Source organism: Desulfosporosinus sp. OT, assembly GCF_000224515.1.
Taxonomy (GTDB): domain Bacteria; phylum Bacillota; class Desulfitobacteriia; order Desulfitobacteriales; family Desulfitobacteriaceae; genus Desulfosporosinus.
In genome coordinates this window covers 1-6,584 of the sequence record NZ_AGAF01000251.1, presented here as the reverse complement: position 1 = coordinate 6,584, position 6,584 = coordinate 1, and the positions used below count along the sequence as shown (strand labels likewise).

Sequence of the window (6,584 nt, the reverse complement as noted above, 5' to 3'; positions counted from 1 at the left end):
CCCACCCGTTCGGGATCCACACTGCAGGAGAATTTGTTTCGGGACGTAGTGTGGCGATAAGCTCGTCCGGTTTTCGTCACACTGCTGGAGTATGCGTTATGAACCGTAGTGTGGTGAAAACCTCGCCTTCGCCACGAAGCGTCCTTTGGGGTTGGTGGTTCCGCGATAGTGCCCACGACACTATCATGTCTTTCGTAGTGAACATGGGAGTTATGGACTGCAGGACCATGAATGGGGCGCAAGCGCTTAAAAACGTGGGTCATAACCTAGGAAGGAGTTAGCGGTAAATAACGTTTCCTGGAGTATGATTAATCTTCAAATGCCTTCAGATTATTGGACAATTCCTCAATAATCTTCAATGGCCGTGAATAAAGATAGTTTAAAAAAGTTTAAATTTGAATACAGTTCTGATTAACACCATCTATAGTTGAATTTAATCTGAGAATATTCGCCAGATTAAGTTGATAATCTACAATAAATGTAGTATTTTTCAGAGGATTTGTGATAAACTGTAATCAATAATGGAGGGATACTCTAGGATGGAAAACATTAATCATGAACCATTGGCATTGGAGGAACCTGAAAAAAATCTTATTAGAGAATATGGGACAGTAGTTAATTACTCCAAAGGACAAATAATTTTTTCCGCTGGTGATACGGCTGACCGGATATATCTGATAGAAAAAGGTTTTGTGAAGATTTATCGTATTACTACGGATGGTAGAAGAGTTACTGTTGGAAGTATGAGAAGTCCAGGGCAGCTAATGGGTCTGGCTGAAACTTTATATCATGGGGAGCGTACATGCTTTGCAGGTGCGATTAACAATGTGACGTTGGTAGTTGTACGTAAAAGTTGCTTTGAAAGATTGCTAATGAGGCATCCGCTTATTGCCATTAAAGTGGCTACAACTTTGGGTGTAAGAATGCGAGAAGCTGAAGCTATTATCCAGGAAATGGTTTGTTGGCAGGTGCCGGGTAGGCTAGCAATGTTACTTCTTAAAATGTCTGAACGTGCGGGAGTAGAGACGGATACAGGCACGAAAATCACTTTACGTTTAACTCATGAAGAGATAGCTTGTATGATCGGCACGTCAAGACAAACAGTCACTTCATTGCTTAATATGTTCAAGCAGGAAAACAGTATATCGATTGAGGAAAGAGAAATGTATATCCTCGATATCGAAAAGTTAAATAAGTGGATTGTTTAGAGAGGCTAGCAGATGATGCTAGCCTCTTAAATTTTTAAACGAATTGTCGATTTTAATATCATACATGTACTATTAATAATGCCATCTAGACGACAATAATTGCGTATTTACAATGACATTAATAACGTCATAAGTTTGACATAAATAAGTATTAGGATTTGTTATTCTTTTATTAAAGAATAGTGGGAGTGAATTACGTCTTTAGCGAATCCAATGTGAGCGTAATTCAGAAATCCTAGAGTGAGGATTTAGTAGAGTCGAGTGCAAATACATCATGAAGGGAGGCGTAATAAGGATTCAGGATTGTTTCTTCTAAAATGTTTGCAAGTGAGGCGTTTCCTATGACAAAAGTTTCTGAACTATTGAAACTCCTAAATAACCTCCACACAAAAAAAATACAGCATTTTAAGGAGCGTTACCAGGAATTAGATGATCTTTCAAATGTGGCAGTTGAGATAGGTGATGCAGCGGCCTACAAATCCCTTCAGGCGGAAATGAAAGAAGTATTCTTTGATTATTTAACAGTTGTAGTAGTAGACTCAGTTTACAAATTAGTTCCACACGTTCTTATAATTTGGATAATCAGCTTAAAATGGCAAAACGTTACTGTTCCAATACTTAACTGGCAAGTTAATATTCTGGGTGCATACCTAGTCTCATATCTGATATATAATGTCGGACAATTACTTGCAAACCCAATCAAGTCTAGGTTATCCAAATTAGGTATTCCTGGTTTTATCAGGTCGTCTGTTACAAATAAAATTTGAAAATGGAGGAAGATGTTATGCATTTCGCATTAGCTGGTGTAGATGCTAATCCCATCGGTCTGTTACTTTGGGGAATTTTTGTTGGTTATGTTTTTACATCAGTAGGAGCAGCTGGCGGCATTTTAGCAGGCGTTGGTCATATGAGTATTTTTGGACTTAAAAAGGCAAATATGGTTAAGCCGATGAATCAGATTTTAACCCTTGTTAGTCCTATCGTTGGGACCCCCTTATATCTCCGTGAGAAACGAATTGTAGTACCTACCGCCGTTGCTTTAGGATTAGGTGGTATTGTCGGTGCGATGATTGGTTCCACTCTCTCGTCCTCTTTTTTAACAGAGATGAAGAACTTTCAACCCTACTTTGGTTTCTTCACCTTAGCCATTTCTCTTCGTCTTTTCTATGAGTGCACAGCAAAATTTATAGATGGTCAAAAGGGTGTAAAAGCTGCCAATAATCTCTTTGCGGCTAAGGTTAAAGAACTTAAGGCCTCGGGCAAGATGAATGAAATTAAAGAAATCGGTGTGAACTTTAGCAAAATTGGTATTCAAAACACCTTTACTTTTGCTGGTCAAGAATTTAAGTATAGCGCCATAACCGTCTTCATTACAGGTCTTATTGTTGCAATTATTTCTGCATCTCTTGGTGTTGGTGGTGGTTTCTTACTGGTTCCCTTTATGACCAGTGTGATGGGATTCCCTATGTATATTGTGGCTGGAACATCCGTGCTTTCTATCCTAGTATCATCTTCGACCAGTATTCTCAACTATATTTCCATGGGTAGTCATGTGGACGTTAAGTTTCTAGCGATAGAACTGATTGGTGTTGCAATTGGTACTGTAGTAGCAGCCCGCGTATCTAAGTACGTTAATGCTCGTTATATGAAAATTTTTCTTTCTATTATCCTGTTCTACATTGGTCTGAAGTATATGTTGCCCCTAGTTGGCATTCATATCTAATCTCAAGTCTGATTTATTGTATTGAAAATAGGGGGTTCGGCAATGAAATGTGCGTCGTGTAAAATGAAGACTAAAAACATGTGCGACAAAGAGGGCTTTGATTGTACTGGGGGCAAGTATACGCTAGATGAATGTCTCGATGAATCAAACAAACCCTTTCACCGTCTAAGTGGTTGTTTTCAAGCTGAATATGGCAATAACTTGAGCCGTCTGGATGAAGTAATAATGTTTGCGAAGAAAATGGGTTATAAGAAAATAGGTATGGCCTTCTGTATAGGTTTGGCCGATGAAGCTGCAATTCTTGAGAAGATTTTATCTCAACATTTTGAAGTATATTCAGCTTGTTGTAAAATTGGCGGACTTAAGAAAGAGGATTATGAAATACCAAAAGTAAAAGAAGACAAAATCGAAATTGTTTGTGATCCAATTCTTCAAGCCAAAGTACTAAATAATGATCAAACCGAACTTAACTTGGCAGTAGGTTTATGTGTTGGTCATGATATGTTATTTAATAAATACTCAGAGGCGCCGGTCACCACCTATGCAGTTAAAGATCGAAGTTTAGGTCATAATCCTTTGGCAGTTTGCTATTCTAGCTATTTGCGTAAGAAATATATGAATAAAAAATATGAATAGCAGATAACTTAAAAAAATAACCCTGCCTTTTAAGGTGGGGTTATTTTTCTTAGAATGAGGAACACTAAGCAGGTAATAAAGCGATAATTATATTTTTGTAGGCTGGTTATTAAAACGGGTACCACGTCCGCAAAGGGATTTTGCAATCCTCTAACATACATCACGCAGGTAATACATCAATCAGATGCCATACAATAAATAATAGTTATAGAGACAGACTTAAATGGAATCCGTTACATTCGTTGCAAGGGATGGGACAACAGGATTTACTTATGAGGTGCGATATAAAACTCCATTTTAAGACAACTGTGCATAGTAAAACAAAAGCGGCAATTAAACTGACGGCTAAGAGAAACCTCCTCTTTGTTGTTTGACGTAGTCCAGGATCTGTTATAAATAATGGTGTTACTATATTTGAACCTACATAATGATGTAAAATTTTTGGCATAGAGTGTAGGTTTGCTCACCAGGGACTATAGAAAGTACCAAATATACGCTTGTATTATAGATATTCATGTATTATAATACTTTTTGGACGTAAACTATGAATCTAACAATAATATTGTCTATTCATGTAAGTATTACATGGTCTCTGTCCATTATATTTACCTGAAAGCCTTTGAATTAAGACTATTGCTTGCCGTACATTCTAGTCGAAAATAGATCCTCAACTGGATGTGCATAAGTGAGGTAGTAAACGTGCTCAGAACCTTACTGCCATATTCAAATAAACAAAAGTTTCAATTTGCTAAATTCATAAGGCCAAAAATAAATTTATAAAAAAAGGTTGACATTTTAACATCATTCAGCTATACTAAAAAAGTTCTCAAAACGTGGCCCGTTGGTCAAGCGGTCTAAGACACCGCCCTTTCACGGCGGTTACACGGGTTCGAATCCCGTACGGGTCACCAACAATATCTTGGGTGATTAGCTCAGTTGGTAGAGCGCCTGCCTTACAAGCAGGATGTCGGCAGTTCGACCCTGTCATCGCCCACCAATAAATAATGGCCCCGTGGTGTAGTGGTTAACATGCCTGCCTGTCACGCAGGAGATCGTCGGTTCAAGTCCGATCGGGGTCGCCATACAAATGTTGTTTCTAAACTAAATGGGTAGGTGGCCGAGTGGTTAAAGGCGACAGACTGTAAATCTGTTCCGCGAGGTACGATGGTTCGAATCCATCCCTGCCCACCAATTTCAGAAGTCCAAGGTTTGAAGCTTAATCCAACAAGATCATATCACAAAAACGTCGCGGGGTGGAGCAGCGGTAGCTCGTCGGGCTCATAACCCGAAGGTCGTCGGTTCAAATCCGGCCCCCGCAACCAAGGTATTGGGTCCATAGGCAACCGCCTAGGCTTAATATATAGATTGGGGTGTCGCCAAGCGGTAAGGCACCAGACTTTGACTCTGGCATTCGTAGGTTCGAATCCTCCCACCCCAGCCATAACGGGCCATTAGCTCAGTCGGCTAGAGCACCTGACTTTTAATCAGGGTGTCCCGCGTTCGAGTCGCGGATGGCCCACCAAGAAATTGCGGGTGTAACTCAGTGGTAGAGTGTCACCTTGCCAAGGTGAAAGTCGCGAGTCCGAATCTCGTCACCCGCTCCAAAAAAATATGCGCTCGTAGCCCAGCTGGATAGAGCGTCTGACTACGAATCAGAAGGCCGGGAGTTCGAATCTCTCCGAGCGCACCAAAAAATTAAAACTCGCCGTTGTAGCTCAGTTGGTAGAGCGTATCCTTGGTAAGGATAAGGTCACCGGTTCAATCCCGGTCAATGGCTCCATCAATGCGGGAGTGGCGTAACTGGCAGACGCGCACGTTTGAGGGGCGTGTGGGTAACACCGTACGGGTTCAAGTCCCGTCTTCCGCACCAAATAAGAAAGCCTTGGAGAAGTACTCAAGTGGCTGAAGAGGACGGTTTGCTAAACCGTTAGGGTGGGTAACTGCCGCGAGGGTTCAAATCCCTCCTTCTCCGCCAAATACATTCCTCGATAGCTCAATGGTGGAGCAACCGGCTGTTAACCGGTAGGTTGTAGGTTCGAGTCCTACTCGGGGAGCCATGGCAGGGTAGCCAAGTCGGTCTAAGGCAAGCGGTTCATACCCGCTCATGCGAGGGTTCGAATCCCCCCCCTGCTACCAATATGCGGGTGTAGCTCAATGGTAGAGCACTAGCCTTCCAAGCTAGCTACGTGAGTTCGATTCTCATCACCCGCTCCATAAAAAAATTACCGCACTACAAAGTGCGGTTTTTCTATGTTAAAAGCTTGTTCAAAATTCTAAAAAACTTTATCTCGTGCTTGGATCAAAACGCACTGATTGTGAATTACAGTGATCCCATGTGCTTCGGCGTTACGGATAGCTTCTTCACTTTCGCTACCAGGTTGCAACCATATTCTGTTGATTCCAAGCTCGATACAATCTTTGATAACTTGTTCAGTGATTTTAGGTGGCACGATAATGCTCACTGCATCAGGTTTTGTCGGTAATGCGGCTAATGAAGGATAGCAGGGATCCCCGTCAATGCTCTCGAGTTTGGGATTAATTGCATAAACAGAGTAACCTGCTTTTTTGAGTTTAATGTACACCTTATAACCATATTTTTCTAAGTTACTAGACACACCGACAACAGCCCAATTTTTATGACTTAATAGCTCCGTTATATCACCTAGCATATAAAATCCTCCTCTTCCAGTTTATACTATAATAAGTTTAAAGCAAACCCTCTCGGATAGCAACTTATGATTAATGCATTGCCTTTCGTTCATTGAAAGGCAAGCTACTGGATATAGAGAAACTGGCCAACGAGGGTGACCACCTAAGTTGTACCTATACCATCAGAAATTAATATTTTCTGATTGGTAAAATAAAGGTTGACGACGTTCGGACAAGTGTGGTATATTTTATAACGTTGCTGGTCACATTAAGAACTGATACATATTGCAAACCTCTTGCAAATCAAATTTTATAGTTGACAAAAAAGCAATATAATGATATTATGGTTAAGCGTCGAAAGACGTGCC

General features: G+C 40.7%; 6 protein-coding genes and 15 tRNA genes. 19 read left to right on the top strand and 2 right to left on the bottom strand.

Annotation, left to right across the window (positions count from 1 at the left end):
- Positions 1-263, bottom strand: a 263-nt coding sequence (locus DOT_RS31515) for a hypothetical protein (protein WP_207637072.1), incomplete at its 3' end; no start/stop codon positions are given.
- A gap of 276 nt (positions 264-539) precedes the next feature.
- Here DOT_RS31515 and DOT_RS24325 point away from each other — a divergent pair.
- The 19 genes from DOT_RS24325 (at position 540) to DOT_RS24235 (ending at position 5,781) form a co-directional block, all read left to right on the top strand.
- A complete protein-coding gene (locus DOT_RS24325; RefSeq protein ID WP_009624225.1) occupies positions 540-1,208 on the top strand; it encodes a Crp/Fnr family transcriptional regulator in 669 nt (222 codons plus the stop codon).
- 341 nt (positions 1,209-1,549) lie between these two features.
- A complete protein-coding gene (locus tag DOT_RS24320) occupies positions 1,550-1,975 on the top strand; it encodes a hypothetical protein (RefSeq protein WP_040413413.1) in 426 nt (141 codons plus the stop codon).
- A 17-nt stretch (positions 1,976-1,992) separates the two neighbouring features.
- Complete coding sequence (locus DOT_RS24315) at positions 1,993-2,931, top strand: sulfite exporter TauE/SafE family protein (RefSeq protein ID WP_009624224.1); 939 nt, start codon at positions 1,993-1,995, stop codon at positions 2,929-2,931.
- Between the two features lie 42 nt (positions 2,932-2,973).
- Positions 2,974-3,567 (top strand): DUF1847 domain-containing protein, encoded by a 594-nt coding sequence (locus DOT_RS24310; RefSeq protein WP_009624223.1) that lies wholly within the window; start codon positions 2,974-2,976, stop codon positions 3,565-3,567.
- An 835-nt stretch (positions 3,568-4,402) separates the two neighbouring features.
- A tRNA-Glu gene (locus DOT_RS24305) sits at positions 4,403-4,478 on the top strand.
- A 10-nt stretch (positions 4,479-4,488) separates the two neighbouring features.
- Positions 4,489-4,564, top strand: a tRNA-Val gene (locus DOT_RS24300).
- Between the two features lie 9 nt (positions 4,565-4,573).
- A tRNA-Asp gene (locus tag DOT_RS24295) sits at positions 4,574-4,649 on the top strand.
- A gap of 25 nt (positions 4,650-4,674) precedes the next feature.
- Positions 4,675-4,758 (top strand) — tRNA-Tyr (locus tag DOT_RS24290).
- Positions 4,759-4,814: 56 nt separating this feature from the next.
- A tRNA-Met gene (locus DOT_RS24285) sits at positions 4,815-4,889 on the top strand.
- Between the two features lie 44 nt (positions 4,890-4,933).
- Positions 4,934-5,008, top strand: a tRNA-Gln gene (locus tag DOT_RS24280).
- 4 nt (positions 5,009-5,012) lie between these two features.
- A tRNA-Lys gene (locus DOT_RS24275) sits at positions 5,013-5,089 on the top strand.
- A gap of 7 nt (positions 5,090-5,096) precedes the next feature.
- Positions 5,097-5,171 (top strand) — tRNA-Gly (locus DOT_RS24270).
- A gap of 9 nt (positions 5,172-5,180) precedes the next feature.
- Positions 5,181-5,257: transfer RNA gene (locus tag DOT_RS24265), tRNA-Arg, on the top strand.
- 14 nt (positions 5,258-5,271) lie between these two features.
- A tRNA-Thr gene (locus DOT_RS24260) sits at positions 5,272-5,347 on the top strand.
- A 5-nt stretch (positions 5,348-5,352) separates the two neighbouring features.
- Positions 5,353-5,437 (top strand) — tRNA-Leu (locus tag DOT_RS24255).
- 14 nt (positions 5,438-5,451) lie between these two features.
- Positions 5,452-5,542 (top strand) — tRNA-Ser (locus DOT_RS24250).
- Between the two features lie 7 nt (positions 5,543-5,549).
- Positions 5,550-5,624 (top strand) — tRNA-Asn (locus tag DOT_RS24245).
- A gap of 1 nt (position 5,625) precedes the next feature.
- Positions 5,626-5,703, top strand: a tRNA-Met gene (locus tag DOT_RS24240).
- 4 nt (positions 5,704-5,707) lie between these two features.
- Positions 5,708-5,781 (top strand) — tRNA-Gly (locus DOT_RS24235).
- Positions 5,782-5,840: 59 nt separating this feature from the next.
- On the opposite strand, the gene DOT_RS24230 is transcribed toward DOT_RS24235, so the two are convergent.
- Positions 5,841-6,236, bottom strand: coding sequence for a CoA-binding protein (locus DOT_RS24230; protein ID WP_009624222.1), 396 nt, complete (start codon positions 6,234-6,236; stop codon positions 5,841-5,843).
- Between the last annotated feature and the right edge of the window lie 348 nt (positions 6,237-6,584).

Excerpts from the sequence above, each read along its gene's own strand:
- DOT_RS24315 (WP_009624224.1), top strand. The coding sequence starts at position 1,993 with ATGCATTTCGCATTAGCTGGTGTAGATGCTAATCCCATCGGTCTGTTA.
- DOT_RS24320 (WP_040413413.1), top strand. The coding sequence starts at position 1,550 with ATGACAAAAGTTTCTGAACTATTGAAACTCCTAAATAACCTCCACACA.
- DOT_RS24325 (WP_009624225.1), top strand. The coding sequence starts at position 540 with ATGGAAAACATTAATCATGAACCATTGGCATTGGAGGAACCTGAAAAA.
- DOT_RS24230 (WP_009624222.1), bottom strand. The coding sequence starts at position 6,236 with ATGCTAGGTGATATAACGGAGCTATTAAGTCATAAAAATTGGGCTGTT.
- DOT_RS24310 (WP_009624223.1), top strand. The coding sequence starts at position 2,974 with ATGAAATGTGCGTCGTGTAAAATGAAGACTAAAAACATGTGCGACAAA.